Source organism: Rathayibacter sp. SD072 (assembly GCF_017355185.1).
Classification (GTDB): Bacteria; Actinomycetota; Actinomycetes; order Actinomycetales; family Microbacteriaceae; genus Rathayibacter.
Genome location: NZ_JADILJ010000022.1, coordinates 17774 through 42438, shown reverse-complemented (window position 1 = coordinate 42438; position 24665 = coordinate 17774). Strand labels below are relative to the sequence as shown.

Sequence of the window (24665 nt, the reverse complement as noted above, 5' to 3'; positions counted from 1 at the left end):
GCTCGAAATTGGTGGGAGCGCGGTCGGAGCGCGAGGTACGCTGGCCGCCTGAGGGCGGCATCCGCTCTCGCTCACAGGGGAGGGAGCCGTGGTGTCCGAGATCGTCGAACCCGTCCGCCCCCGCCGCGGGCCCTACGCCAAGTCGGCGCAGCGCCGCCGCGCGATCATCGAGGCGGCCCACGCGGTCTTCGCCTCCCGCGGCTACGCCCGGGGATCGCTGCAGGACGTCGCCGACCGGGTCGGCCTCAGTCAGACGAGCCTCCTGCACTACTTCCCGACCAAGACCGACCTGCTGCTGGCGGTGCTCGAGCACCGCGACGAGATCACCGGCGACGGCTCGTCCCCGCCCGACCCCGGCGAGAGCATGGTCGAGGGGATCCTCCGCCAGACCCGCTACAACGAGACGGCACCCGGAGTGATCGAGCTCTACGCGGTGCTCTGCGGCGATTCGACGACGGCGGATCATCCGGGCCGCGAGTTCTTCGCCCGGCGCTTCCGGTCGCTCCGCCAGGGGTACGCCGATGACCTGCGCGCCCTGCAGGCCGAGGGGCGGCTGCGCGAGGGGGCCGACCCCGACCGGGTCGCCGCGTCGATCATCGCGCTGTGGGACGGGATCCAGTTGCAGTGGCTGCTTGAGCGCGACGCGGTCGACATGGTCGCGTGCCTGACGGACTACCTCGACCTGATGGTGTCGCCGCCGCCCCGGTGACCAGCCCCTAGGCTCCGGGCATGGGGACGACCTGGAACGACACCGGCTGGATCTGGATCGGCTTCGCGCTCGTGGCCGCGGGGCTCGCGGAGCAGAAGGGCCGCTCGCGCTGGCGCTGGTTCGTGCTGGGCCTGCTCCTCGGACCGCTCGCGCTGGCCCTGGTCGTGATCTGGGCGAGGCCCGAGCCCGGCGTGGCCACCGACGTCCGCTGGAACTTCGCGCTCGGCGCGGGGGTCGCGGCGGTCGCGCTGCTGCTCGTGGCGGTGGCGTCGAGCCTGTGGCTCCTGCTCGTGCCGGCGGCGCTCGCGGCGGTCGTCGCGGGCCTGCTGGGCTGGCTCAGCCGCCGCGTGCCGTACGAGCGCCTCCCGCGCTGACGGCTGGATCCTGGACGCGAGGGAACCCCGGACCGTCGAGGGAACCAGGTGCTCCTGGCGGTCTCGACGGTCCGGGGTTCCCTCGGCGGGTGAGGCCCTACGGCAGCAGGCGCGACGGGCCGCGGAAGAGGTAGGTGACCTCGCGCAGGTTCGCCTGGTGCAGCATCAGCATGATCACACGGGAGAGGCCCATGCCGAAGCCTCCGTGCGGCGGGACGCCGTAGCGGAAGAAGTCGAGGTAGAAGCCGAGCTCCTCGGGGTCGAGGCCCTTCTCGCGGGCCTGCTCCACGAGCACGTCGACGCGGTGCTCGCGCTGCGCCCCGGTCGAGATCTCGACGCCGTTGTAGATCAGGTCGTAGCTGTTGGTGATCGCCGCGTCGCCCTCGCGGCGCATGTGGTAGAACGGCCGGATGCTCGAGGCGTAGTCGGTCAGGAACACGAAGTCGTGGCCGAACTCCTCCTTCACGTACGCCGCGATGCGGCGCTCGCCCTCGGGGTCCATGTCGTCGTCGGCGCGGGGCACCTCGTAGCCGCGCTCGGCGACGATGCGCTTGGCCTCGGCGAGCGGGATGCGCGGGAACGGCGTCGTGGGGACCTCGAGGTCGATGTCGAAGAGCGCCTTGACCTCGGCGCCGTGCTTCTCGACGACGGCGGTGAGACCGGCGACCATCAGCTGCTCGTGCAGCTCCATGACGTCCTCGTGCGACTCGATCCACGAGACCTCGGAGTCGACGCTCGTGAACTCGGTCGCGTGCCGGGAGGTGAAGCTCGGGTCGGCGCGGAAGGCCGGCCCCACCTCGAACACCTTGCCGAAGCCCGCGGGCTGCGCCATCTGCTTAAAGAACTGGGGGCTCTGCGCGAGGTAGGCCTTGGTCTCGAAGTACTCGACCTCGAACAGCTCGGCGCGCGACTCCGACGCGCTCGCCATGAGCTTGGGCGTGTGGATCTCGATGAAGTCGTTGTCGATCCAGTAGGTGCGCAGGGCGTGCTCGAAGGTCGTCTGCACGCGGGCGATGAGGTTCTGCTCCGGGCGGCGGAGGTCGAGGAAGCGCCAGTCCATGCGCTTGTCGATGCCGGAGTCGGGGGCGATGGGCGCCTCGGGGATCGACGCGGCGACGATCTCGAGCGTCTCGAGCTTCACCTCGATGCCGCCGAGCTTCACGCGCTCGTCGTGCTTGAGCTGACCCGTCACCGTGACGAAGGAGCCCTGGGCGAGGCCCGAGATCTCCTCGGTGATCGCGAGCTTCGCGGCGGCGACGTCGTCGCCCTCCTCGGCCTCGCGGACGGCCGGGTTCACCAGCTGCACGGCGCCGGACTCGTCGCGGAGGACCACGAACTGCACCTTCTTCTGGTCGCGCACGGTCTCGACCCAGCCGGACACGCGGACGGGTCCGTCCTCGAGCGCGGCGAGCTTCTTGACGGTGGTTCGGGGGAGGCGGGTCTCGTCGGTCACGGTAGGGGAGTCTACCCGCGGGGCGGCGCAGGGGCCCGGGCCATCGGCGAGCGGCCACGGCCGATGTCGCCGACGCGGGTTAGGGTGCCTCGACGGAGTGCGCGGGGCCTCCGACCGAGGGGGGACGCATGGCCGGGCCGGGATTCGCTGTGATCGACTTCGAGACGACGGGCGTGCGTCCCGAGCGGGGGGATCGCGTCATCGAGATCGGGGTCGTGCATCTCGACTCCGAGGGGCGGTTCGAGCGATCGTTCGAGACTCTCGTGAACCCGGGCCGGGATCTCGGCACCCAGCGCATCCACGGCATCTCGGCCCGCGAGATCCTCGATGCTCCGTCGTTCGCGTCCGTCGCCGACGAACTCCTCTCGCTGCTCGACGGGCGCGTGGTCGTCGCGCACAACGCTAGCTTCGAGCGGCGGTTCCTCATCGCCGAACTGAGCCGGCTCGGTGTCGACACGACGCTCTCGAGCGAGCTGGTGCTCTGCACGATGCAGCTGGCGCGCGAGTTCCTGCCGGGTGCCGGCCGCTCGTTGGCCGACTGCTGCGCCGCCTTCGACATCCCGCTCGTCGGCGCGCACCGCGCGGTCGTCGACGCGGTCGCCACGGGAAGCCTGCTGGAGGAGTACATCGCGGCGTCCGGTGGACGCGATCGCTGGGACGCGCACCTGCGCGCGGCGATGGCCTACGGCTGGCCTCCCGTCCCACGGCGCCGCACGTTGTGGGTGGCCCGCCCCGCCGCAGACGCGCCGTCCCCGTCGTTCCTGGAGCGGGTCGTGCAGCGGATGCCCGATCAGTCCGGGCCGAGCGAGCACACCGAGTACCTCGCCCTGCTGGACCGCTGTCTGCTCGACCGGGTGCTCTCGGCTCACGAGGAGGAGGCGCTCGTCGAGCTCGCGCACGAGCTCGGGATCGGTCGATCGGCGCTGGCCGTCCTGCACGAGCGGTACTTCGACGACCTCACGGCCGTCGCCTGGCTCGACGGCGAGCTGTCGGACGACGAGATGATGGACCTCGCCACGGTGGCCGCCCTCCTCGACATCGAGCACGAGAGGCTGGTCGCCGCGACCGAGCCGCGAGAGGCCGTCGAGCGGACCGAGCCGCTGGCCGACCGCTTCGTGCTCGAGCCGGGCGACCTCGTCGTCCTGACCGGAGAGATGTCGCGGACGCGGCAGGAGTGGTCACGTCTGCTCGAGGAGCGCGGTCTCGTGCCGCACCCGGGCGTGACGAAGAAGGTGAAGCTCGTCGTCGCGGCGGACCCGGACTCGCTCTCGGGCAAGGCGCGCAAGGCTCGCGACTACGGCATCACCGTGGTCAGCGAGGCCGGCCTCCTCTCCCTGCTCTCCGCATGAGCACAGCACTGATCACCGGAGCGTCCACCGGCATCGGAGCCGCCTTCGCGCGGGCGTTCGCGAGCCGCGGCTGGAGCCTCGTGCTCGTCTCGCGCGACGAGGCCCGGCTCCAGGAGGCGGCCGCAGAGTTCCGCGCGCTCGGCGCCCCGGACGTCGAGGTGCTGCCGGCCGACCTGACCGATCGGGAGCAGGTGGAGTGCGTCCGCACCAGGCTCGTCGATCCGGAGCGGCCCGTGCGGGTGCTCGTCAACAACTCCGGCTTCGGGATCGACGGGAGCTTCTCGGAGCCGGACGTCGCGGCGCAGGACGCGGCGTTCGAGGTGATGGTCCGCTCGGTCGCGGTGCTCTCGGGCGCGGCTGCCGAGGCGATGACCGCGCGGGGCCGCGGCGCGATCCTCACCGTCGCGAGCGTCGCGGGCTTCGTGCACCTCGGTCCCTACTCCGCGGTCAAGGCGTGGGCGACGGCGTTCACGCAGTCGCTCGCGGTGGAGCTGCTCGGCACCGGAGTCCGGGCGGCGGCGCTCTGCCCGGGCTGGGTGCGCACCGAGTTCCACGAGCGGGCGGCGATGGACACCTCCGCCATCCCCTCCTTCCTCTGGCTCGACGCCGACGAGGTGGTCGAGGAGTTCCTCCGCGACGTGGCGCGCGGGCAGGTCGTCTCGGTGCCGTCGTGGCGCTTCGGGGTGCCGGTCGCCGTCGTGCGGCACCTGCCGGACGCCCTCGTGCGCCGGTTGTCGGCGGCGGTGCTCGCCCGTCGTTGAGCGCGCCGCGCTGAGCACCCGTTCAGCGTCCGCCCAGACCTGCCGTTCCCGGCGTTCCCTCACGCGGCGTTCCGTACACTTGACGCTCGTGGTTGCCGATCAGATCCATCTCGTGCGGCACGGCGAGGTGTTCAACCCCGACCGGGTCCTCTACGGGCGACTCCCGAACTTCCGGCTCTCGGACCTCGGTCACCGGATGGCCCGCGCGGCGGCCGACGACCTTCTCGAGCGGCGCCGCCATGTGACGACTCTCGTCGCCTCCCCGCTCCAGCGCACGCAGGAGTCGGCGCAGCCGATCTCACAGGCGTTCGAGCTCGAGATCACCAGCGACCCGCGGGTGATCGAGCCGAGCAACCGCTTCGAGGGCAAGTCGCTCGCGGCGCGCAGCTCGGCGCTGCGCAACCCCAAGCACTGGCCGTGGCTCCGCAACCCGTTCGAGCCCAGCTGGGGCGAGCCCTACCTCTCGATCTCGGCGCGGATGTACGCGGCGATCGAGGCGGCCTGGCACGGCACCGCCGAGGGCGACGCCGTGATCGTCAGCCACCAGCTCCCGATCTGGACGGTGCACCGAGCCCTCGCGGGGGAGCGGTTGTTCCACGATCCGCGCAAGCGCCGCTGCGCGCTCTCGAGCATCACCACGATCGAGCGCCGCGGCGACGGCTTCGTCGAGGTCGGCTACACCGATCCCGCCGCCGGGCTCCAGGGTCTCGCGACCGATGTGGGCGCCGTCTGATGCGCAGGCGCCTCCTGACGACCACCGCTCTCGCCCTCGTCGCGGCCGTCGTGCTGACCGGCTGCACCCGCGACCAGCTCGCGGAGGACTACCGCAAGGGCGACAACAAGGGCTACATCTCGGGCGACGGCACGATCACCGAGATCGACGAGGCCGACCGCTCCGATCCGATCGTGTTCGCGGGCACCGACGAGAACGGGGAGGCGGTCGATTCGGCGGACCTCGCCGGCCGGGTCGTCGTCGTCAACTTCTGGTACGCCAGCTGCGCCCCCTGCCGGGCGGAGGCGGCCGACCTCGAGTCGGTGAGCGCCGAATACGCGGGCCAGGACGTCTCGTTCGTCGGCGTCAACGTGCGCGACCAGGCTCCCCAGGCGGCCGCCTTCGCGAAGACCTACGGCATCACCTACCCCTCGATCGTCGACGTCGACGGATCCGCGCAGCTCGCCTTCAGCGGCACCGTGCCGCCGAACGCGGTCCCCACCACGCTCGTGCTCGACCGCGAGCACCGCGTCGCCTCGCGGATCCTCGGCCAGCTCCAGGAGGCGTCGATCCTGTCGACCCTCGTCGGCGACACGCTCGCGGACGCGGGGTAGCGCCGTGGGCGAGATCGTCATCAGCGGTCAGCTGCTGCTCGCGGTGCCGATCGCGCTCCTCGCGGGGCTCGTGTCGTTCGCCTCGCCCTGCGTGCTGCCGCTCGTGCCCGGCTACCTCGCCTACGTCGGCGGCTTCACCGACGCCGACGAGCGCCGCGCCCGCGGCCGCAGCCGGGTGCTGCTGGGCGTGCTGCTCTTCGTGCTGGGCTTCTCCCTCGTGTTCGTGCTCTACGGAGCGGCCGCCGGGTCGATCGGGTTCTGGATGAGCCGCTACAGCGACGTCATCACGCGCGTCCTCGGCGTCGTCGTCATCGCGATGGGCCTCGTGTTCGTCGGTCAGTTCTCGTTCCTCCAGCGCACGCTCCGCCCGAGCATCCGCCCCGCGACCGGCCTGATCGGGGCACCGCTGCTGGGCATCGTGTTCGGCATCGGCTGGACGCCGTGCCTGGGCCCCACGCTGAGCTCGATCCTGGCGCTCGGCCTCGGCGCCGGCTCGCCCTGGCGGGGGGCGCTGCTCGCGCTGATGTACTGCCTGGGCCTCGGCCTCCCCTTCCTCCTGGTCGCCTTCGGCTTCAGCTGGGTCACCTCGACGCTCGCGTTCGTGAAGCGCCACATCCGCGCGGTCAACATCATCGGCGGCGTCGCGCTCGTGGTCATCGGACTCCTGATGGTCACCGGCGTCTGGAACGCCCTCGTCTACGGAGCCCTCGGCGAGGTGATCTATGGCTTCCAACCCGCGATCTGAGCGCGGTGACGTCGACGAGCAGAAGCGCGCCGACGCGAACTTCCGCCCGTCCGACCACTACGACTCCGCTGCCGACACCATCACGCAGCCCACGCTCGGCCTCGTCGGCTGGCTGCGCTGGATGTGGCGCCAGCTCACGAGCATGCGCACGGCGCTGTTCCTCCTGCTGCTGCTGGCGATCGCGGCCGTGCCGGGCTCGCTCGTGCCGCAGCGCTCCTCCGACCCCAACGGCGTCACCCAGTACTTCGTCGACAACCCCGATCTGGCGCCCCTGCTCGACCGGGTGCAGGCCTTCGACACCTACACGTCGGCCTGGTTCTCGAGCATCTACCTGCTGCTGTTCGTCTCGCTCATCGGCTGCATCATCCCGCGCACCAAGCACCACTTCGAGGCGATGCGCTCGCGCCCGCCGAAGACGCCGGTGCGCCTGCAGCGGCTCGCGGGCTACACGGTCCGCGAGGTCGAGGGCGCGACGGCCGAGGAGGCGGTCGCCTCCGCCGACGCCGTGCTGCGCCGCGCCGGGTACCGCGTCGAGCACTACGACGACCCCCGCGGGCGCTGGAGCAGCGTGTCGGCAGAGCGCGGCTACCTCCGCGAGACCGGGAACCTCGTGTTCCACTCCGCTCTCGTCGGGATCCTGCTGGCCGTGGGCATCGGTGGCGGCTTCGGCTACAGCGGGCAGCGCGTGCTCGTCGAGGGCGGCCAGGGCTTCGCGAACAACCTCGCGGCCTACGACTCGTTCAACCCGGGGCGCTTCTTCGACAGCGGCTCGCTGGACCCGTACCAGCTGACCCTCGACGGGCTCGACGTGGAGTACGTCACGGAGCCGGGCGACGCGTTCGGGCAGCCGATCGACTTCACCGCGAACGTCACGACCACCGAGCGCGGCGGCGGCAGCGAGGAGCGGACCGTCAAGGTCAACGAGCCGCTGGCGATCGGCGGCACCAACGTCTACCTGCTCGGCAACGGCTACGCGCCGACGATCACGGTGCGCGACCCGTCCGGCACGGCGATCTTCACCGACTCGGTGCCGTTCCTCCCGACCGATGCGAACCTGACCTCCGTCGGAGTGGTGAAGGTGACGGACGGACTCGCCGAGCAGATCGGCATGACCGGCTTCTTCTACCCCACGCAGCAGGAGGGCGCGACCGGCGCGTCGTCGTCGATCTTCCCGGACCTGCAGTACCCCGTGCTCTCGCTCAACGTGTTCGCCGGGAACCTGGGCCTGGACGAGGGCGTGCCCACGTCGGTCTACGTGCTCAACACCGACACCCTCACCCGCCTCACCGGCGGCGACACCGGGGTGGCGTCGCTGACGCTCAAGCCGGGGGAGACGGTCGACCTGCCGGACGGCCTGGGCACCGTGACCTTCGAGAACGTGGGAGCCGATCCGGACGTCGTCGGGACCGACAGCGTGCGCCGGTTCGCGTCGTTCGACATCCACCACGACGCCACCCAGGGCTGGGTGCTGGTCTTCGCGATCCTTGTGCTCGCGGGCCTGCTCACGTCGCTGTTCGTGCCGCGCCGGCGGGTCTGGATGAAGGCGACGCCCGCCGAGGACGGCGGGCTGCGGCTCGAGTACGCGGGGCTCGCCCGCGGCGAGGATCCGCAGCTGGTGCGCGCGGTGCGCACGATCGCCGATCGGCACGCACCGCTCGACTGAGAGCCTGCCGGGGGCGGCAGAACCTGTGCATCCGTGCAGGGCGGTTAGAAGGAGCGTCGCCTATCCTTGACCGGTGATCGAGACCCTCTCCCAGTACTCGGTGCTGACCCTGTCCTCGGCGATGGGCGTCTACGCCCTCGCCTTCATCTTCTTCGCGATCGACCTGGCCCGCCGGTCCTCGCTCGCGGACGGGGAGTCGCTCGGGGTCGTCCAGGAGGCCGAGCGGGTCGCCTCCGTCGCCGCCGCCGACAGGGCCGCGAGCGGCAGGGCCACCGTGGCGTCCGGAGGGACGGGCCGTCCCACCGCGACGCTCTCGCGCCTGGGCAGCCGTGTCGAGGACGAGGTCTACAACGCCCCCGCGCGTTCCAAGACCATGCGCATCGGCTTCTCGCTGACACTGCTGGCCTTCGTGCTGCACGCCGCCGCCGCGGTGCTGCGCGGAATGGCGGCGGGCCGCGTGCCGTGGGCCAACATGTACGAGTTCTCGCTCACGGGCACGCTCATCATCATCGGCGTGTTCCTCGTCGTCCAGCTGCGCTGGGACCTCCGCTTCCTCGGGGCCTTCATCACCGGTCTCGTGCTGGTGCTGCTGGGCATCGCGACGGTCAACTACTACGTGGCCGTCGTGCCGCTCCCGCCGGCACTGCAGTCGTACTGGCTCGTGATCCACGTGCTCGTCGCGATCCTCGGCACCGCGTTCTTCGCCCTGGGCTTCGCGCTGTCGGTCACGCAGCTGCTGCAGGCCCGTCGCGAGGGGGCGGAGGAGAACCCGCGCTCCGTCCTGCGGTTCCTGAAGACCCTGCCCAGCGCGCTCACGCTCGAGAACCTCGCGTACCGCGTCACGATCATCGGCTTCATCCTCTGGACCTTCACGCTGATCGCCGGCGCCGTCTGGGCCGAGAAGGCGTGGGGCCGCTACTGGGGCTGGGACACCAAGGAGGTCTGGACCTTCATCATCTGGACCATCTACGCCGGCTACATCCACGCCCGGGCGACCCGCGGCTGGCGCGGCACCCCCTCGGCCTGGCTCGCGATCATCGGCTTCGCGGCCGTGATGTTCAACTTCGGCGTGGTGAACGTGTTCTTCAAGGGGCTCCACGCGTACTCGGGCCTGGACACGGGTATGTAGCTCCGAGCCGCACTCGGAAGGCCGAGAGCCCCGGACCGCCGCACGTCTGCGGGTCCGGGGCTCTCGGCCTCCGTCGTGCCGGCGTCAGGCGTTCGAGACGATCACGTCGACGAGGTGCGGGGCGAACGGCTCGTCGAGGGCGAGAACGAAGCGCGTGCGCGAGCCCTCGGGGTGCACGTCGCGGTAGATGCCGCGGAGGTCGGGGATCGTCTGCCCGCGGCCGGGGCCACGGGTGGCGTCGACCTCGACGGGGACGCGGGGGGCCGAGGCGACTCCGACCGCGTCGAGGGCGATCGCGGCGGCCATCGGGTCGTGCATCGCGGCGGTGCGCTCGCCGAAGTGGCCGACGTAGAAGTCGAAGTAGTAGTCGAGCGCCTGCCCGATCGCCTCCGAGAGCGGATCCCCCGACTCGAGCAGGATCGCGCGGTGCTCCTGGGTCATCAGGTGCCGCATGGTGACGTCGAGCGGCACGAGGGTGAGGTCCCAGTCGGCGGCGACGACCTCGGCGGCCGCGGCCGGGTCGTGCCAGATGTTCGCCTCCGCCACGGCGGTCACGTTGCCGGGGACCAGGGCGGCGCCGCCCATGACGGTGACGGAGTGCAGCAGTCCCGGCAGCTCCGGGTGCTTGCGCAGCGCGAGGGCGATGTTCGTCAGCGGGCCGACCGCGATCAGCCGCAGCTCGCCCTCGTGCTCGCGGGCGAGGCGGAGGAGGAGATCGGCCGGGTCCTCCTCGACCGGATCGGCACCCCGCGGCAGCTCGACGCCGCCGATGCCGTTCTCGCCGTGCACGTGCGGGGAGCCGCCGGAGTAGGGCTCCTCGAGGAAGTCGTGGGCGCCGACGGCGACGGGGACGTCGGTGCGACCGGCGAGGGCGAGCAGGCCGAGGCTGTTCACCGCCGCCCGGCGGGCATCGGTGTTGCCGCTGACCGTGCTGATGCCGACGAGGTCGGCGAGAGGGGACCGCAGCAGGTAGGCGAGGGCGAGGGAGTCGTCGATGCCGGTGTCGCAGTCGAGGAAGACGGGGACGGTGGGTGCGGTCACGGGGCTCCGATGCTCGAGGAGGAGGGGGTTCGGCCCGGGCATCGGCGACCGGGCCGCTCCATTCTCGCGCAGTGCACCACTCGGTTCACACCCGTGGGTCGGCGGCGCGCTCGCGCGCGAGCGACAGCGCCCGGACGACGTGCGGCGACCACCGCGCGAGGGACGCCCGCTCCTCGGCGAGGCGGGGTACCGAGACCCACTCCCGGAGCGTCCTGCGGCCCATCACCACCGGCAGAGCGCTGCCGTCGCCGACGAGGGCGAGCGTCTCCTCCCGGGTCAGCTTCACCACCAGGTGCTCGTCACCGCCGAGGAAGCAGACGATCACCCCCTGGAACCGGATCGCCGGGGCGCCGAACATCGTCGCGATGTCGACACCGTCGATCCCGCTCGCCTCGATCAGGTCCTCGAGGAGGGCGCGCCGGTGCGCGACGGTGCCGCCCGGTCCGGTGCTCATGCCGCGAGGGTAGCGCCGCGTCGCCGCCGGGCGCGGACCGTGCGGGATCAGAGGAGGTCGTACGCCCCGCGGAGCCGGTCGCGCCACCAGGCGAGACGGTCCGGAGAGACGGCGTTCCGCACGAGCAGCTCCTCCGAGACCTCGACGCGCTCGACGGGGATCGCGCCGTCGACCGGTCGCAGCGGCCGCTCGGTGACGTCGGCGGCGAGGAGGGAGGCGGTCCCGAGTCCGCAGTCGTACGGCAGCTCGGGCAGCGCGGCGGCGAGGGCGGCGCCCATCGCGAGTCCGACCGAGCTGTCGAGAGCGCTCGAGACGACGGCCGGCAGTCCGGCCTCGGCGGTGATCGCCAGGGCGCGGTGCACGCCGCCGAGCGGCTGCGCCTTCACCACCAGCAGGTCGGCGGCTCCGGCGCGCGCGACGGCGAGCGGATCCGCGGCCTTGCGCACGCTCTCGTCGGCGGCGACCGGGATGCCCATGTACTTCACGCGCTTCCGGAGCTGCGCGAGCTCGTCGACGCTCGCGCACGGCTGCTCGACGTACTCGAGGTCGTACTCGGCGAGGGCGTGCACCGCGTGCTCGGCCTCGTCGACGTTCCAGCCGCCGTTGGCGTCGACCCGGATGCGCCCCTCAGGGCCGAGGACCCGGCGCACCTCGGCGACGCGCGCGACGTCGTCGGCGAGGGTCTGCCCGCGCTCGGCGACCTTCACCTTGGCCGTGCGGCAGCCGTGGTAGCTCGCGAGGATCGCCGCGACGTCGTCCACGCGGACGGCCGGCACGGTCGCGTTCACCGGGATGCGGTCGCGCAGCGGCGCCGGCAGCGGGGTCCAGCCGTAGTCGAGGGCCGCGCGCAGCCAGGCGGCCGACTCCTCGGCGCCGTACTCGAGGAACGGCGAGAACTCGGTCCACCCCTCCGGTCCGCGCACCAGCGCGATCTCGCGGTGGTCGACTCCCCGGAACCGCGTCAGCAGGGGCAGAGCGACGACGCGGAGTCCCGCGTCGACCTCGTCGAGGGTGGGGAGGGCACGGGTGGGCACGACGTCGTCCATGCCGCCATCATCCTCCGCACCGGCTGCGCGGTCGCCCGGACGCCCCGCTCCCGGGCTCCGTGCAGTGCGTGCAAGACTGGCGCGCAGCCGCTCGACCCCCGGAGGAACGCGATGAGCCAGGTCCCGATGAGCCCGCCGCCGGTCGCTCCGCCCGGGCCGGGGCGCACCCCGCTCGGTGCGGGCGCCCGGGTCGCGATCGCGATCAGCGGTGTCGTCGGGCTCGTCTACACCGGCGTGCTCGCCACGCTCCTGGCGGTCGGCGTCGGCCTGGCGGTCGACGCTGCGGAGCCGGCGGCGACGAGCGTCCCCGCGCCCGGGGGCTCCGAGGAGCCGTTCGGCGAGGGCGACCCGTTCGGTGACGACTCCGGCGACCCGACCGATCCGCTCTACGGCTACCCCGGCTACGAGGAGGGCGACGCCGCCTCCGTGCTGGACCAGCCCTCCGCCGAGGAGGCGATCGCGCTCTCGGAGCAGGCCGTCGCCGCGGTGGAGGCGGCCGTCCTCGGAGAGTGGGACTCGGCCGACGACGAGTACTACGAGCGCTCCGAGAACGCCTACGGCGGTCCGTCCCTGCTCGTCGACTACCTCTCGGCGACCGGCTACGCCGAGGCCGACCTGTCGACCGACGCCGACAAGCAGGCCGTGGTCGACCGCTTCACCGCCGCGCTCGCCCCCCTCGGCTTCGACTCGATCGACATCGCGGACGCGCCGTCCGAGTGGTCGGAGGTCGGCTACACCTTTTCCGGCGGGCTGAGCGACGAGGAGGCGCGGGCGGCACTCTGGGTCGTCACCGCCTCCTCCACCGACCGGGTCGTGCCGGCGGTCGAGCTGGGACTCGTCGACTTCGACTCCGATGCGAGCGGCGAGGTCGAGGCCATGCTGAACGACGTCGGCCTGAGCCCGGCGCCGAGCGGTGCGTTCCTGGCCGGCTACGCGAGCGGAGTGCTCGAGTCGGGCGACCGCGCCGAGTTCACCGCTCGGATGGAGGAGTTCGGCGGCATCGCGACCGCCTGACGACGTCGCGCTATCCGCATCCGCCCGACCCCGCAAGCCCAGGTCCGCCGCAGGCGTCCCGCCTAGCGTGAGGGCATGGCGGAACCCCGAGCGACCAGACCCCTGCGCGACTACGCGGCGATCGGCGACGGGAGGACGGTCGCCCTGATCGCGCGGGACGGCAGCGTCGACTGGATGCCGGTGCCCGACCTCGGATCGACCCCCGCGTTCGCCGCGCTGATCGACCCGGAGTCCGGCGGCTGCGTCGAGCTGCGGCCCGAGGAGCCCGCCGAAGTCACCCGCAGGTACCTGCAGGACACGAACGTCCTCGAGACCACGTTCACGACCGAGTCGGGATCCGTCACGGTCACCGACGCGCTCGTCACCGGCATCGCGGGCCGCCTGCCGTGGGCCGAGCTGGCCCGGCGCGTCGACGGGGTCGAGGGCGAGGTGCGGATGCGCTGGGCCGTCCGACCCGGCACGGGCCTGGGCACGGTCTCGCCGTGGATCCAGAACGCCGACGGCCGCTCGCTCATCCGCGCCGGCGACATCACCATCGGCATCACCGGGCAGGAGCACGGGCCCGACGGCGACGACGCGCCCTCCGGAGCCGGGGACGAGCTCACCGGGGCCTTCACCGTCACGGGCGGGAAGAAGCCGTCGCGCCACGTCCTCGTGGTCTCGGCCACGCACGACGAGCCGCTGCACTTCCCCGACGCGCACAACGTCGACCGCGGCATCGACCGCACGATCCGGAGCTGGCTCGCCTGGTCGGAGGAGTTCTCGTACGACGGCCCGTGGGCCGACGCCGTGCAGCGCAGCGCGCTCGCACTCAAGCTGCTGATCTACTCGCCCACCGGCGCGATCGCGGCGGCCGCCACCACGTCGCTCGCCGAGTCGCCCAACGGCGGCAAGAACTGGGACTACCGCTTCGCCTGGGTGCGCGACGCCGCCTACACCGCGCACGCGCTCGTGCGGTTCGGTCTGCGCGAGGAGACGCACGCGGCCCTGTCGTGGCTCCTGCGCACCATCAAGGAGCACGGCCCGGACCTGCACATCTTCTACGGGCTCGACGGCTCGCTGCCCAGCGGGGTGACGGAGTACGACGTGCCCGGCTGGGCGGGCATCGGTCCGGTCGTCTCGGGCAACGGCGCGCAGAACCAGCTGCAGCTCGGCGTGTTCGGCGACCTCTTCGACATCTGCCGCATCTACGTCGACTCGGGGAACGTGCTCGACATCCAGACCGGCCGGCTGCTCTCGCGCGTCGCCGACACCACCTGCGACCTCTGGCGCAACCGCGACGCCGGCATGTGGGAGCTGAAGGAGGAGCAGCACTACACGTCCTCCAAGATGGGCTGCTGGCAGGCGCTGGACGCCGCCGTGCACCTCGCCGAGGTCGGGCAGATCCCGGGCAGCCCCGACCGGTGGCGGTTCGAGCGCGACCGCCTCCGCGAGTGGATCGAGGAGCACTGCTGGTCCGAGGAGCTGGGCTCCTACGTGATGTACCCCGGCTCGTCCGAGCTCGACGCCTCGGTGCTGCTGCACGCCCCGAGCGGGTACGAGCGCGGCGAGCGGATGATCTCGACGATCGACGCCCTGGTGGGCGAGCTCGGCCGCGGCGCCCTGATGTTCCGCTACTCCGGCATGGAGGGGGAGGAGCACCCCTTCGTCGCCTGCTCGTTCTGGCTGGCCTCGGCGCTCGCGTGCGTCGGCCGGCACGACGAGGCGATCGCGCTGATGGACGAGCTGGTAGCGACGATGCCCAACGACGTCGGCATCATGTCCGAGATGGTCGCGACCGACGATCTGGCCTTCTGGGGCAACCTGCCGCAGGGCCTCAGCCACCTGGCGCTCGTCAACGCGGCGATCACCATCGAGGAGCTCGCACCCGAGAAGGTCGGCTCGAGGAAGCCCGGGTCGAGGAAGCCCGGGAGCGGCAAGAGGAGGAGTTCATGAGCGAGTTGAGCGCACGTCTGTTCCGCGACACCCGGGCGATCCTGGTCGAGAGCCCGTTCTGGCTCGACGGCCGGCTGCTGTGGTGCGACATCTCGACCGGCACGATCCACGCGAGCGCGCTCGACGGAGCCGTCGACGGCTCCGACGACCTGGTCGTGCCCGTCGAAGCTCCGCTGGGGTCGTTCCAGCCGGCGCGCGGGGGCGGCTTCGTCGCGGCCCTGGGCAACCGGATCGTGCTGCTCGACGACGCGTTCGCGATCGAGCGCGAGCTGGCTCCGATCGAGCACGTCCACGCCGGTCTGCGGATGAACGAGGGCAAGTGCGACCCCTCCGGGCGGTTCGTCGCGGGGTCGATGAACCTCACCACCGAGGAGCCGGACGGCGCTCTCTACCGCGTGGACGCCTCCAGGCGCCTCGAGACCCTGCTGGGCGGCTTCGCCGTCGCGAACGGCTTCGAGTGGTCCGACGACGGCGCGACATTCTACTTCACCGACACGGGCGTCTCGACCGTCTTCCGCTGCTCGTACGGCGACGAGCTCGGCGAGCCGGAGCCGTTCCTCGTCGGCCGGTCGTTCGACGGCCTCGCCCTCGACATCGACGGCTGCTTCTGGACCGGAGCGAACGGCGAGAGCGCCGTGCTGCGCTGGAGCCCCGAGGGGGAGCTCCTCGACGAGATCGCGATCCCCGCTCCGAACGTGACCGGACTGGGCTTCGGCGGAACGGATCTGTCGACCCTGTTCGTCGGCACCGCCCGCGAGAAGCTCGAGGAGCAGCAGCTCGTCGACGCCCCGCTCTCGGGTGGGATCTTCGCGATCGACACCCCCACGCGCGGTAGACCTGCGGAGGTGTTCGGCGCAAGTCGTTGAGCGACTCGGGCGGGGGAGCGTAGACCGGAGTCATGGACCTAGGAATCGCCGGACGCACCGCCCTCGTCACCGGAGCCGACTCGGGCATCGGGCTCGCCACCGCCACGCTCCTGCTCGCGGAGGGCGCGACCGTCGTCGTGTCGGACCGCGATCAGGAGAAGCTCGACGCGGCGGCCGCCGGGCTCGACGCTCCGGACGGACGCCTGCACGCCTTCGCCGCCGACGTCACGAGTGTCGAGGAGCTCGCCGCTCTGCACGCGCAGGTCGCCGGGGCCGTCGGCGAGATCGACATCCTCGTGCAGAGCGCGGGCGTCACCGGCGCCCAGGGCCTCTTCCACGAGATCGACGACAAGGGCTGGACCAGCACGCTCGAGACCGACCTGCTGGGTCCCGTGCGGCTCGTGCGCGAGTTCCTCCCTGACCTGCGCAGCGGCGGCTGGGGCCGGCTCGTGCTCGTCGCCTCCGAGGACGCGGTGCAGCCCTACGACGACGAGCTGCCGTACTGCGCGGCGAAGGCAGGGGTCCTCGCGCTCGCCAAGGGCCTCTCGCGCTCGTACGCCCTCGAGGGCCTGCTCGTGAACGCGGTCTCGCCCGCGTTCATCCGCAGCCCCATGACCGACGCGATGATGCAGAAGCGAGCGGAGCAGCGCGGCACGTCGACGGACGAGGCGATCGCGTCGTTCCTCGACGAGGAGCGCCCGTACATGGAGCTCAAGCGCCGCGGCGAGACCGACGAGGTCGCGGCTGTGATCGCGTTCCTCTGCTCCGAGCGGGCCTCGTTCGTGAACGGGTCGAACTACCGCGTCGACTCCGGATCCGTCGCCACGATCTGAGCCGCAGTTCTGAGCCCGGAGTCAACCCCCCATCGCTCTGGGCCCCCGTCCGGGCGGCGTCCAGCCGCAGCAGCCACACTCGGTGGAGGGGATCACCCCGACACCGTCAAGAGAAAGGAATGGTCCATGACCACCACCCTCGAACGCCACGTCGAAGCCCCCGCCGGCTCCGGAGCCAAGACCAGCCGTCGTCAAAACGCCGAGAAGGGCTTCAAGGCCTCGAAGGAGCTGCTCGACAGCCTCCAGATCGTCCTCGTCGACCTGATCGAGCTCCACGTGCAGGGCAAGCAGGCGCACTGGAACGTCGTCGGCAAGAACTTCCGCGACCTGCACCTGCAGCTCGACGAGATCATCGAGGCCGCGCGCGAGTTCAGCGACGACATCGCCGAGCGCATGCGCGCGCTGCACGGCATCCCGGACGGCCGCAGCGACACCGTCGCGGCGACCACCACGTTGCCCGAGTACCCGCACGGCGAGATCGACACCGCCGAGACGGTCGACCTCGTCACCATCCGCCTCGAGAACACCGCCGCCACCATGCGCGAGGTGCACGACCAGGTCGACGAGGAGGACCCGACCAGTGCGGACCTCCTCCACGCGATCATCCAGAGCCTCGAGCAGTTCGCCTGGATGGTGTCGGCCGAGAACCGCCGCACCTCCACCGCGAAGTAGCACTCCGCAGCACTGACGACAGAGGGACCCCGCACTGCGCGGGGTCCCTCTTCGCGTGCGGTCACCGCTGACCGAGGAGCGCGCGCTTCCTGCTGATCGAGTAGCGCGCGCAGCGCGCCTATAGAGATCCCCGTCCTCGGAGCCGCAGGCGTCCGCTCGGGCACCGACAGTAGGGTCGAGGGCATGAGCACGCAGGTTTCCGAGCTGTTCGACGCGAGCCGGTGGGAGCCGGTGCGCGGCTTCGACGCTCTCGAGGACATCACCTACCACCACGACCGCACCGGGCGCATCGCCCGCGTCGCCTTCGACCGGCCCGAGGTGCGCAACGCGTTCCGCCCGCGCACCGTCGACGAGCTCTACAACGCGCTCGAGGACGCCCGGACGAACCCGCGCATCGGCGTCGTGATCCTCACCGGCAACGGCCCGAGCCCCAAGGACGGCGGCTGGGCGTTCTGCTCCGGCGGCGACCAGCGGATCCGCGGGCGCGACGGCTACCGCTACTCCGACGGCGAGACGGCCGAGGGGATCGACGCCGCGCGCTCGGGCCGCCTGCACATCCTCGAGGTGCAGCGCCTCATCCGCTTCATGCCCAAGGTCGTGCTCGCCGCAGTGCCCGGCTGGGCGGCCGGCGGCGGCCACTCGCTCCACGTGGTCTGCGACCTCACGATCGCCTCGGCCGAGCACGGCCGCTTCAAGCAGACGGACGCCGACGTGGGCTCGTTCGACGCCGGCTACGGCTCGGCGTACTTCGCCCGCCAGATCGGGCAGAAGGCGGCCCGCGAGGTCTTCTTCCTCGCCCGCGAGTACTCGGCGCAGCGCGCCTACGAGATGGGCGCGGTGAACGCGGTCGTGCCGCACGCCGAGCTCGAGTCGACGGCGCTGGAGTGGGCCGAGACCATCCTGACCAAGTCGCCCACCGCGATCCGCATGCTCAAGTACGCGTTCAACGCGGTCGACGACGGGCTCGTCGGCCAGCAGCTCTTCGCCGGCGAGACGACGCGGCTCGCCTACGGCACCGACGAGGCCGTCGAGGGCCGCGACTCCTTCCTCGAGAAGCGCGAGCCCGACTGGTCCCCGTTCCCGTGGCAGTACTGAGCGCATGACCCGGGAGCTGATCGCGGTCGACCCCGCTCCGGAGCAGGTGCTGATCGCCCTGCGCGCGGCGCTGGACGGCAGCGGCCCGGCGGTCCGCGTCGCCGCCCCCGGGATGTCGGGGTCCGCCGCCGCGGTGGTTCCGCAGCGCGTGGCCGTCGTGGTCGAGACCTCCGGCTCCTCCGGCACGCCCAAGCGCGTCGCGCTCGCGACCGGGGCTCTGCTGACCAGCGCCGCCGCCACCCTCGCCGAGCTCGGCGGACCGGGCCGCTGGCTGCTGTGCCTCCCCACCCACTACATCGCGGGGGTGCAGGTGCTCGTGCGCTCGATCACCGCCGACGCCGACCCGGTCGTCCTGCCCGAGGGGCACTTCGATCCGCTCGCGTTCCTGGAGCTCGCCCGGACGATGCCCGCGGGCGAGCGCCGCTACTCCTCCCTCGTGCCGGTGCAGCTCGCACGGCTGCTCGACGCGGCGGAGGCGGACCCGGCCCAGGCCGCGACGCTCCGCTCGTTCGACGCGCTGCTGATCGGAGGGCAGGCGGCGCCGCAGCCGCTGCGCGACCGGGCCGCAGCGCTCGGGGTGCAGGTGCGCCTGACCTACGGCTCGAGCGAGACGGCGGGCGGCTGCGTGTACGACGGCTCACCGCTGCGCGACGTCCGGGTCCGGATCGACGACGGCCAGGTGCTGCTGGGCGGGCCGACCCTCGCCGAGGGGTACCTCGACGCCGACGGCGGGTTCGACGTCGACCGCACCGCCGCCGCGTTCACCAGCATCGCGGGGGAGCGCTGGTACCGCACCGGCGATGCGGGCGAGCTGATCGACGGACGACTCCGCGTGACCGGCCGCCTGGACCGGGTGATCGTCTCGGGCGGGGAGAAGGTCTCGCTCGACGCGGTCGAGAAGGTGCTGCGCGACGGCGCCGTCCCCGATGCGGTCGTCGTGCGCCGTGCCGACGAGCAGTGGGGCGAGGTGCCCGTGCTGGTGACGAGGTCCGGGGCGGCTCTCGCCGACGTCAGATCCGCGGTGCAGGAGGCGCTCGGCCGCGCGGCCCGGCCCGCCGCGGTGCTGCGCGTGGAGGCCGTGCCGCTGCTCGCCTCCGGCAAGCCGGACCGCCGTGCGCTGGAGGGCCTCGCCGCGACCGCCGACTGAGGCGTCTCGGTAGGATTCCCTCCGTGTCGAGTACGAGTCGCAAGAAGAAGCCGCAGGCGAAGCCCCGGAGCGGCCGTCCCGGCGGCAACCCGCAGAAGGTGCAGGTCGCCCCGGCCGGACCGCGCGAATGGATCGCGGGAGCCCGCCTGCGCACGCTCCCGCTCGCGATCGCCCCCGTGCTGATCGGCACCGGAGCGACCCAGGTCACCGACGAGGGCTGGCACTGGGTCCGCGCCCTGCTCTGCCTCGCGGTCTCGCTGGCGCTCCAGATCGGCGTCAACTACGCCAACGACTACTCCGACGGCGTGCGCGGCACGGACGCGAACCGCGTCGGCCCCTCGCGCCTCACCGGCTCCGGAGCGGCGAAGCCGAAGCAGGTGCTCACGGTCGCCCTGGTCTTCTTCGGCCTCGCCGCCGTCGCCGGACTCGTGCTCACCGTGCTGTCCGGCCACTGGTGGTTCCTGCTCGTGGGCGCCGCCGCCATCGCGGCCGGCTGGTTCTACACGGGCGGCCGCCGCCCCTACGGCTACCTCGGCCTCGGCGACGTGTTCGTCTTCGTGTTCTTCGGCCTCGTCGCCACCGTCGGCACGACCTTCGTGCAGATCGGCCGCACCAATCAGGAGTCGTGGCTCGGCGCGGTCGCCGCCGGCCTCTTCGCCTGCGCGGTGCTGATGGTCAACAACATCCGCGACATCCCGACCGACCGGGCGTCGGGCAAGCGGACCCTCGCCGTGATCGTCGGCCCGACCGTCGCCCGCGCGCTGTACAGCGCGTTCGTGCTGGTGCCCTTCGGCATCTCTGTGATCCTGGCGCTGTTCTACCCGCTCGCCTGGCTGACGCTGTTCGTGCTGCTGGCGATCCTGCCGGCGATCCTCATCACGCTCACCGCGCGCACGGCGAAGGAGCTGATCCTGGCCCTGCAGCTGACGAGCCTGGGCGGGCTGGCGTACGCGGCGATCCTCGGGGCGGCGCTCGCGTTCTGAGACGCCGCGGCGCCGAGGCGCTGGTGCGCTGAGGCGCCCTAGCGCTCCTCGCGCGATCGGTCGACCGCGGCGTCCTCGATGTCGTCGTCGGTTGGGGCGCGGGGCACGTCCTTGCGGCGCTCGTAGATCGCCTCGGCGATGGCCTCGCGGGGCCTGCGCAGGACGATGTAGGAGAGCGACATGCTGGCGATCGCCGCGACGACGCCCGCGGTGACCGCCGCGGTCAGCTCGGAGTCGACGAAGTTGCGGGCGGGCAGGTAGACCAGGACGAAGACAGCGGCGAACATCGCCAGACGCAGGAGCGAGTAGACGACGACGGCGCGGCTGAGTTTCACCGGGACAGTGTACGTCGGCCCCCGCACGCGCTTCCGTGAGCACCCCGGGAGCCTCCTGTCCAGCCTCCGAGCGCCCGGTCCGCGAACAGCAGGCGGACGTAGACTGAACTCTGTGATCCGCCTCGTTATCGGCCTGCTCGTGGCCCTCGCCGTCTTCACGGTCTACACCGTGATCGATGTCGCGATGAGCAATCGCCACGCGGTGCGCGCGATCCCCAAGTGGTCCTGGGTCCTCGTGGTCCTCCTGCTGCCGGTGATCGGCGCAGGGCTGTGGTTCTGGATCGGCCGTCCCCGCAAGCAGCGTGTGAACGGGCGCCGCTTCACGGCTCCGGACGACGACCCCGACTTCCTCGGCACGATCCGCCAGGAGCGCGATCCCGAGAAGGAGCGCGAGCAGGCCGAGCGCATCGCCCAGCTCGAGCGCGACCTCGCCGATCTGGACGACCCCGACAAGTCCGACGGCCCCGGCCGACGGGATGCCTGAGCACCCTCCGGTCGCGCCCTCCACCCGTTCCGCGGTCGACCTCCTCGTCCGCTTCGTCGCGCTCGGCGTCCGCGACGTCGTCGTCTCCCCGGGATCGCGGTCGCAGGCGCTGGCGCTCGTCGCCGCCGAGCTCGAGACGCGCGGGGCGATCCGGTTGCACGTGCGCGTCGACGAGCGCTCGGCCGGCTTCCTCGCCCTGGGCCTCGCTCTGGAGTCCGGACTCCCGGCGCTGGTGATCACCACCTCCGGGACCGCGACCGCCAACCTGCACCCCGCCGTCCTCGAGGCCGACGCCTCGGACGTGCCGCTGATCGTGCTGACCGCGGACCGCCCGGACGAGCTGCGCGGCATCCGCTCCAACCAGACGACGGAGCAGCGCGAGCTCTACGGCCGCGCCGTGCGGCTGTTCGAGGACGTCCCCGCGCCCGGTCCCGAGTCGCTGCCGGAGGAGACCGCCGCGCTCGCCGACCGGGCTCTCGCCGCTGCGCTGCACCCCGGCGGCCCGGTGCACCTCAATCTGGCGTTCCGCGATCCGCTCTCCTCGCGGCTGCCGGCGTTCGAGGTCCCCGTGGCCGAGGCGCCCCCCGTGCGCGGTCCCGCCGAGGAGGTCGAGCGCGTCGTCGCCGGGCCGGACGAGCCGCTGACGGTCGTCATCGCCGGGGACAAGGCGGGGGACATCGCCGAGGCGACCGCCCGCGCGGGCGACTGGCCCCTGCTGGCCGAGGTCTCCTCCGGGGCGCGCTTCGGGCCGCAGCTGGTGGTCGCCTGGCGGCGACTGCTCGGCGAGCCGGACTTCGGCGGGCGGGTGCGGCGCGCGATCGTGTTCGGACATCCGACGCTCTCGCGGGAGGTGCCGGAGCTGCTGCGCCGCGAGGACGTCGAGGTGATCGTCGTCGACCGCGGTCGCCCGCAGTTCTACAACCCGGGCCGTCGTGCGCGGCGGGTCGCGGGAGTGGAGGTGGTGCGCCCCGCCGACGCGCCGCGTCCCGATCGCGCCGAGCGCGCGTGGGCCGGCTCCTGGGTGTTCAGCAGCCGCGCGCTCGTGGAGGATCCGGACGCGCTGCCCGAGGCCCCCGACGGCGGCACCATGTCGCTGGAGGACCGGCGCAGCTTCGCCCGCAACGCCCTCGCCGCCGTGCGCGCGCCCCTCACCCGCGAGTTCGTCGTGTCGGCGGTCTGGCGCGTGACCTGGCCGCACGACCGCCTGCTCTTCGGGGCGTCGCGCCTCATCCGCGTGGCCGACGGCGTGCTGCCGGGCAAGAAGGTCACGGTGCACGCCAACCGCGGCCTCGCCGGCATCGACGGCACCGTGTCGACGGCGCTCGGCATCGCCGTGGCGTCGCAGTCGACCGAGCGCGGAGCGGCGGGAGTGACGCGCGTGATCCTCGGCGACCTCACGCTGCTGCACGAGGCCGGCGGACTGATGCTCGCTCCCGGCGAGCGGCGGCCGCGGGTGCAGCTCGTCGTCGTGAACGACGGGGGAGGCACGATCTTCGACGGCCTCGAGGTCGCGTCGAGCTCGGCGCCGGACGCGTTCGACCGCGTGCAGTTCACTCCGCAGTCGGTGGATCTGGAATCGCTGGCGCGGGCGTACGGATGGTCGTACTCGCGGGTCTCGACGCGCGGGGAGCTCGAGCAGGTGCTGACGGCGCCGGGGGACGGGCCGGGGATCGTGGAGGTGCCGCTGGGGCGGTGAATCGTGCGGGAAGGCGCTCCTCCACCGGCGTGGGCCGAGCCGGTTCCTCCCCCGATGCCGAGCACTGCGGAACGCGTGACGGGACTCGCCGCTTCACTGAACGCATGGCGGAGACGGGATCGGATTCAGCGGCGCTGAGCGAGGTGCGGGTTCTCGGCGACCGAGCGGCGGAGCTCGCGCTCAGCGCGGCACCGGTGCTCCTCGCCGCCGCGGAGGCCCTGCACGCGGGATACCGAGCGGCGCTGGCGAGCCCTCTGTCGTTCGCGCGAGGGCGGAGCCTCACCGCAAGCGGGGCACGCGATCTCGTGGCGCGATCGATCCGGGCCGAGTTCGCGGTGGTCCTGCAGATCTCGGAGCGGGCCGTGACCCGCGAGATCGAGCACGCGCAGTTGCTGGTCGACGAACTGCCGCGCACGCGCGCCGCACTCGCCGCGGCGCGCATGCGATGGGAGGCGGGCCAGGTGATCTGCGCGGTCGCGGGGTCCCTTCCCGCGGGTTCGCGCGCGGCTCTCGACGAGCGGGCGGTCGTGCTCGCCGTGGCGATGACTCCGACCCAGCTGCGGCGTGCTCTCGCCCTGCTCCGGGACGAGCTGCACGAGCAGCCGCTCGCTGAGCGGCACGCGCGGGCTCGCGAGGACCGGGCGGTCTGGCTGCGACCCGAGGCCGACGGGATGGCGACGCTCTGCGCGCACGTACCGGCGCCGATCGCGGTGGGCGCGCTGGCCCGTCTCGACCGGATCGCTCGCGGACTGCGCGGTGCCTCTCCTGCCGACGGGCGCGCTGACGAGCGGACTCTCGCCCAGCTGCGCGCCGATGCGTTCAGCGACCTCCTGTGCCACGGCGACGTCGCGGGCACCTCACCGGAGGTCGGCACGGAGGCGCCGACGACCTTCCTCCCCGGCATCCGTGCGGAGGTGAGGATGACGATGGCGGCGACCACCGCGTCGGGAGCCGACGATGCCCCGGTCGACCTCGACGGGTACGGGCTCGTGCCCGCCGACGCGGCGGAAAAGCTCGTCGGATCGGGCACGAGCTTCACGCCGGTCGGGATCGACGAGAGGACCGGCGCGGTCGTCTCTGTCGGGCGCACGCATCGCCTACCACCCCCGCGGATGCGGCTGCTGGTGCGGCTGCGCGACCGGACCTGCCGCTTCCCGGGCTGCACCCGGTCGGCCTCCACGACCGAGGCCGACCACACGATCGAGTGGCGGAAGGGCGGAGAGACGTCTCCCGCGAACCTCGCCTCACTGTGCGTCGCCCACCATCACGTCCGCCACGGCGATCGCTGGACCTACGTCCTCCATCCGGACGGCGTGGCCGACTGGACCACGCCGACCGGGAGAAGCGTGACGACCCGGCCTGCGGCGCTGGAGCGCCATCCGGTGCTGCCAGGCGCGGTGTCCGTCGAGGAGCCGCCTCCCTCCTGAGGAGGGGAGAGCGGTGGCCGGCGCCGACGGCCGCCGCAGTCGTTCGGTGCAGAGAAGCGGAGGGGCGAGAGGATCCGGCTCGGGGAGTCGTGATGACCGCCACGTCGATGCGCCTTCGCGCGCGACGT

Annotated in this window: 25 protein-coding genes; 20 read left to right on the top strand and 5 right to left on the bottom strand. The window is 72.4% G+C overall.

Going from position 1 to position 24665, the window contains the following annotated elements; translation table 11 throughout:
- Positions 1-88: 88 nt before the first annotated feature.
- Both IOC53_RS19475 and IOC53_RS10465 read left to right on the top strand, forming a co-directional pair.
- A complete protein-coding gene (locus IOC53_RS19475; RefSeq protein ID WP_307786150.1) occupies positions 89-709 on the top strand; it encodes a TetR/AcrR family transcriptional regulator in 621 nt (206 codons plus the stop codon).
- 20 nt (positions 710-729) lie between these two features.
- A complete protein-coding gene (locus tag IOC53_RS10465) occupies positions 730-1083 on the top strand; it encodes a hypothetical protein (protein WP_207405477.1) in 354 nt (117 codons plus the stop codon).
- Positions 1084-1180: 97 nt separating this feature from the next.
- On the opposite strand, the gene aspS is transcribed toward IOC53_RS10465, so the two are convergent.
- Positions 1181-2536 carry an aspartate--tRNA(Asn) ligase gene (gene aspS, locus IOC53_RS10460; RefSeq protein ID WP_207405475.1) on the bottom strand — a complete coding sequence of 452 codons (1356 nt, stop codon included), beginning with the start codon at positions 2534-2536 and terminating at the stop codon, positions 1181-1183.
- Positions 2537-2664: 128 nt separating this feature from the next.
- Here aspS and IOC53_RS10455 point away from each other — a divergent pair, with 128 nt between their 5' ends.
- The 7 genes from IOC53_RS10455 to ccsB all read left to right on the top strand — a co-directional run bounded on the left by IOC53_RS10455 (position 2665) and on the right by ccsB (position 9509).
- Positions 2665-3885 carry an exonuclease domain-containing protein gene (locus tag IOC53_RS10455; protein WP_207405473.1) on the top strand — a complete coding sequence of 407 codons (1221 nt, stop codon included), beginning with the start codon at positions 2665-2667 and terminating at the stop codon, positions 3883-3885.
- The gene (locus IOC53_RS10450) at positions 3882-4646 is read left to right on the top strand and encodes an SDR family oxidoreductase (protein ID WP_207405471.1); all 765 of its coding nucleotides are present in this window, start codon (positions 3882-3884) and stop codon (positions 4644-4646) included. The genes IOC53_RS10455 and IOC53_RS10450 overlap by 4 nt, the downstream gene beginning before the upstream one ends.
- 88 nt (positions 4647-4734) lie before the next feature.
- The gene (locus tag IOC53_RS10445; protein ID WP_207405470.1) at positions 4735-5379 is read left to right on the top strand and encodes a histidine phosphatase family protein; all 645 of its coding nucleotides are present in this window, start codon (positions 4735-4737) and stop codon (positions 5377-5379) included.
- A complete protein-coding gene (locus IOC53_RS10440; RefSeq protein WP_207405468.1) occupies positions 5379-5972 on the top strand; it encodes a TlpA disulfide reductase family protein in 594 nt (197 codons plus the stop codon). The genes IOC53_RS10445 and IOC53_RS10440 overlap by 1 nt, the downstream gene beginning before the upstream one ends.
- A gap of 4 nt (positions 5973-5976) precedes the next feature.
- Positions 5977-6717: a cytochrome c biogenesis protein CcdA gene (locus tag IOC53_RS10435; protein WP_207405466.1), complete on the top strand. Its 741-nt coding sequence runs from the start codon at positions 5977-5979 to the stop codon at positions 6715-6717.
- Positions 6695-8380, top strand: coding sequence for a cytochrome c biogenesis protein ResB (locus IOC53_RS10430; RefSeq protein ID WP_207405465.1), 1686 nt, complete (start codon positions 6695-6697; stop codon positions 8378-8380). Before IOC53_RS10435 ends, IOC53_RS10430 begins: the two co-directional genes overlap by 23 nt.
- 73 nt (positions 8381-8453) lie before the next feature.
- On the top strand, positions 8454-9509 hold the full coding sequence (ccsB, locus tag IOC53_RS10425) for a c-type cytochrome biogenesis protein CcsB (RefSeq protein ID WP_374070648.1): 1056 nt from the start codon (positions 8454-8456) through the stop codon (positions 9507-9509).
- Positions 9510-9593: 84 nt separating this feature from the next.
- Here ccsB and IOC53_RS10420 read toward each other — a convergent pair whose 3' ends face one another.
- From IOC53_RS10420 to IOC53_RS10410, 3 genes are all read right to left on the bottom strand, one after another.
- Entirely contained in the window at positions 9594-10550 is a 957-nt protein-coding gene (locus IOC53_RS10420) for a nucleoside hydrolase (RefSeq protein ID WP_207405463.1), read from the bottom strand.
- Between the two features lie 85 nt (positions 10551-10635).
- A complete protein-coding gene (locus IOC53_RS10415) occupies positions 10636-11004 on the bottom strand; it encodes a hypothetical protein (protein ID WP_207405461.1) in 369 nt (122 codons plus the stop codon).
- Between the two features lie 47 nt (positions 11005-11051).
- A complete protein-coding gene (locus tag IOC53_RS10410; RefSeq protein ID WP_207405459.1) occupies positions 11052-12050 on the bottom strand; it encodes an o-succinylbenzoate synthase in 999 nt (332 codons plus the stop codon).
- Between the two features lie 111 nt (positions 12051-12161).
- Here IOC53_RS10410 and IOC53_RS10405 point away from each other — a divergent pair, with 111 nt between their 5' ends.
- The 8 genes from IOC53_RS10405 to IOC53_RS10370 all read left to right on the top strand — a co-directional run bounded on the left by IOC53_RS10405 (position 12162) and on the right by IOC53_RS10370 (position 20595).
- Entirely contained in the window at positions 12162-13064 is a 903-nt protein-coding gene (locus IOC53_RS10405; RefSeq protein WP_207405457.1) for a hypothetical protein, read from the top strand.
- A gap of 75 nt (positions 13065-13139) precedes the next feature.
- The gene (locus tag IOC53_RS10400) at positions 13140-14999 is read left to right on the top strand and encodes a glycoside hydrolase family 15 protein (RefSeq protein WP_207405455.1); all 1860 of its coding nucleotides are present in this window, start codon (positions 13140-13142) and stop codon (positions 14997-14999) included.
- Complete coding sequence (locus IOC53_RS10395; protein ID WP_207405453.1) at positions 14996-15865, top strand: SMP-30/gluconolactonase/LRE family protein; 870 nt, start codon at positions 14996-14998, stop codon at positions 15863-15865. The genes IOC53_RS10400 and IOC53_RS10395 overlap by 4 nt, the downstream gene beginning before the upstream one ends.
- A gap of 32 nt (positions 15866-15897) precedes the next feature.
- Positions 15898-16698, top strand: a complete 801-nt coding sequence (locus IOC53_RS10390) for an SDR family NAD(P)-dependent oxidoreductase (protein ID WP_207405451.1) — start codon at positions 15898-15900, stop codon at positions 16696-16698.
- Between the two features lie 126 nt (positions 16699-16824).
- On the top strand, positions 16825-17370 hold the full coding sequence (locus tag IOC53_RS10385; RefSeq protein WP_055790487.1) for a Dps family protein: 546 nt from the start codon (positions 16825-16827) through the stop codon (positions 17368-17370).
- Positions 17371-17553: 183 nt separating this feature from the next.
- Positions 17554-18465, top strand: a complete 912-nt coding sequence (locus IOC53_RS10380; protein ID WP_207405448.1) for a 1,4-dihydroxy-2-naphthoyl-CoA synthase — start codon at positions 17554-17556, stop codon at positions 18463-18465.
- 4 nt (positions 18466-18469) lie between these two features.
- Positions 18470-19612, top strand: coding sequence for an AMP-binding protein (locus tag IOC53_RS10375; RefSeq protein WP_207405447.1), 1143 nt, complete (start codon positions 18470-18472; stop codon positions 19610-19612).
- Between the two features lie 23 nt (positions 19613-19635).
- The gene (locus tag IOC53_RS10370) at positions 19636-20595 is read left to right on the top strand and encodes a 1,4-dihydroxy-2-naphthoate polyprenyltransferase (RefSeq protein ID WP_207405444.1); all 960 of its coding nucleotides are present in this window, start codon (positions 19636-19638) and stop codon (positions 20593-20595) included.
- Positions 20596-20633: 38 nt separating this feature from the next.
- Here IOC53_RS10370 and IOC53_RS10365 read toward each other — a convergent pair whose 3' ends face one another.
- On the bottom strand, positions 20634-20930 hold the full coding sequence (locus IOC53_RS10365; protein ID WP_207405442.1) for a DUF4229 domain-containing protein: 297 nt from the start codon (positions 20928-20930) through the stop codon (positions 20634-20636).
- A 112-nt stretch (positions 20931-21042) separates the two neighbouring features.
- Here IOC53_RS10365 and IOC53_RS10360 point away from each other — a divergent pair, with 112 nt between their 5' ends.
- From IOC53_RS10360 to IOC53_RS10350, 3 genes are all read left to right on the top strand, one after another.
- Positions 21043-21414: a PLDc N-terminal domain-containing protein gene (locus IOC53_RS10360; protein WP_207405440.1), complete on the top strand. Its 372-nt coding sequence runs from the start codon at positions 21043-21045 to the stop codon at positions 21412-21414.
- Positions 21407-23110: a 2-succinyl-5-enolpyruvyl-6-hydroxy-3-cyclohexene-1-carboxylic-acid synthase gene (gene menD / locus IOC53_RS10355; protein ID WP_207405438.1), complete on the top strand. Its 1704-nt coding sequence runs from the start codon at positions 21407-21409 to the stop codon at positions 23108-23110. The genes IOC53_RS10360 and menD overlap by 8 nt, the downstream gene beginning before the upstream one ends.
- Positions 23111-23214: 104 nt before the next feature.
- Positions 23215-24537 carry an HNH endonuclease signature motif containing protein gene (locus IOC53_RS10350; protein ID WP_207405436.1) on the top strand — a complete coding sequence of 441 codons (1323 nt, stop codon included), beginning with the start codon at positions 23215-23217 and terminating at the stop codon, positions 24535-24537.
- Positions 24538-24665: the final 128 nt, after the last annotated feature.

Coding starts and splice junctions, on each gene's coding strand:
- IOC53_RS10465 (WP_207405477.1), top strand. CDS start 730: ATGGGGACGACCTGGAACGACACCGGCTGGATCTGGATCGGCTTCGCG.
- IOC53_RS10455 (WP_207405473.1), top strand. CDS start 2,665: ATGGCCGGGCCGGGATTCGCTGTGATCGACTTCGAGACGACGGGCGTG.
- IOC53_RS10450 (WP_207405471.1), top strand. CDS start 3,882: ATGAGCACAGCACTGATCACCGGAGCGTCCACCGGCATCGGAGCCGCC.
- IOC53_RS10440 (WP_207405468.1), top strand. CDS start 5,379: ATGCGCAGGCGCCTCCTGACGACCACCGCTCTCGCCCTCGTCGCGGCC.
- IOC53_RS10430 (WP_207405465.1), top strand. CDS start 6,695: ATGGCTTCCAACCCGCGATCTGAGCGCGGTGACGTCGACGAGCAGAAG.
- IOC53_RS10415 (WP_207405461.1), bottom strand. CDS start 11,004: ATGAGCACCGGACCGGGCGGCACCGTCGCGCACCGGCGCGCCCTCCTC.
- IOC53_RS10410 (WP_207405459.1), bottom strand. CDS start 12,050: ATGGACGACGTCGTGCCCACCCGTGCCCTCCCCACCCTCGACGAGGTC.
- IOC53_RS10405 (WP_207405457.1), top strand. CDS start 12,162: ATGAGCCAGGTCCCGATGAGCCCGCCGCCGGTCGCTCCGCCCGGGCCG.
- IOC53_RS10400 (WP_207405455.1), top strand. CDS start 13,140: ATGGCGGAACCCCGAGCGACCAGACCCCTGCGCGACTACGCGGCGATC.
- IOC53_RS10395 (WP_207405453.1), top strand. CDS start 14,996: ATGAGCGAGTTGAGCGCACGTCTGTTCCGCGACACCCGGGCGATCCTG.
- IOC53_RS10390 (WP_207405451.1), top strand. CDS start 15,898: ATGGACCTAGGAATCGCCGGACGCACCGCCCTCGTCACCGGAGCCGAC.
- IOC53_RS10385 (WP_055790487.1), top strand. CDS start 16,825: ATGACCACCACCCTCGAACGCCACGTCGAAGCCCCCGCCGGCTCCGGA.
- IOC53_RS10380 (WP_207405448.1), top strand. CDS start 17,554: ATGAGCACGCAGGTTTCCGAGCTGTTCGACGCGAGCCGGTGGGAGCCG.
- IOC53_RS10375 (WP_207405447.1), top strand. CDS start 18,470: ATGACCCGGGAGCTGATCGCGGTCGACCCCGCTCCGGAGCAGGTGCTG.
- menD (WP_207405438.1), top strand. CDS start 21,407: ATGCCTGAGCACCCTCCGGTCGCGCCCTCCACCCGTTCCGCGGTCGAC.
- IOC53_RS10350 (WP_207405436.1), top strand. CDS start 23,215: ATGGCGGAGACGGGATCGGATTCAGCGGCGCTGAGCGAGGTGCGGGTT.